Source organism: Paraliobacillus ryukyuensis (assembly GCF_003315295.1).
Taxonomy (GTDB): domain Bacteria; phylum Bacillota; class Bacilli; order Bacillales; family Amphibacillaceae; genus Paraliobacillus; species Paraliobacillus ryukyuensis.
Genome location: NZ_QNRI01000030.1, coordinates 1 through 1172, shown reverse-complemented (window position 1 = coordinate 1172; position 1172 = coordinate 1). Strand labels below are relative to the sequence as shown.

General features: G+C 35.4%; 1 protein-coding gene and 1 pseudogene. Both read left to right on the top strand.

The genetic code is table 11. The features are described from left to right. Nucleotides 1–61: 61 nt before the first annotated feature. Nucleotides 62–862, top strand: coding sequence for a hypothetical protein (locus DES48_RS15750; protein ID WP_113870235.1), 801 nt, complete (start codon nt 62–64; stop codon nt 860–862). Nucleotides 863–873: 11 nt separating this feature from the next. Next, a pseudogene (locus tag DES48_RS15745) lies at nt 874–1172 on the top strand (hypothetical protein); the annotation flags it as partial.

Genomic DNA, 1172 nt, shown 5'->3' with positions numbered 1-1172 from the left:
TTGAGGATAAGGGAACGGTTGCGGTTTGTATTAAAAAGTAGCGTAAAAAAGGATGGTGAACATGGGTACTTGGTTCAAAGTCGATAGAGATATATTTGATTCAGATATATGGAACGACGTAACTACTTTCAGACTGTTTATATATCTAATCGGTAAAGCTACTCATCAAGACGGAACGAAGATAGCGGGCATCGAATTAGAGAGAGGTCAGTATTTGAGGTCCTATCGAATGATTGCAAAAGACTTAGCGTACAAGGAAGGTCGAGGCAGAAAAGAGTATTCTCTACGAACCATAAAAAAGGCAATTGACAAACTCATTAGTGCCGAAAGGGTAAACGTTAGGGAAACGGAACAGGGAACACTATTTACCATCCTGAACTATGCTAAATATCAACGTTCCAACGATGACGAAAAAGAAAGTGTAAACACCTTAAATGAAGAAGTGAACACTAATGGTAAACGAAGTGTAAACAATAACAATAATGCTAATAAGGCTAGAAAGAACAAGAATAATAAAAAACGTCACAAATATGAAATTTGCGACATGTCTTTAGCTGAACTTCTTTATTCCAAGATTTTAGAAAATAATCCAGAACACAAAAAACCTAACTTGGAAAAGTGGGCGGATGATTTTAGGAAAATGCGAAATCTTGATGATCGAACGGAAGAACAGATTAAGTACTTAATCGATTGGACACAAAGCGATGATTTTTGGCACAGAAATATATTATCTGCTGAAAAACTAAGAGAAAAATATGATCAATTGGTTATCCAAGTTAAGGCTGAACGCAAAAATAAACATAACAACGTCGTACCAATTAGAGCAGATCAGCAAGAAGATACTAGAGACTATGGTTTTTAGGAGGTTAGTACATGCAATCAGTAAAGGAATTCACTCAAACCATTAACAAAGTTGTTTTAGAAGAGTTCATTTGTCCAGAGTGCGAACAAAAAGTTAAACGAACAGAATTAACTATTCCAAGAGGTCCAAGAAAAGGTGAAAAGGTTACAGCTGATTATGGTTGCAATTGCAAGAACAAGGAACTTGGAGATATAGAGGGAGAACGAAAATTAAAGTTAAGGCTAGAAAAAATGCTTAAACACTTCGATGGTCATAGTCTGTTAAATAAATCATTGGTCAATGCAACATTTGAAAGCTATGAACCTACTAA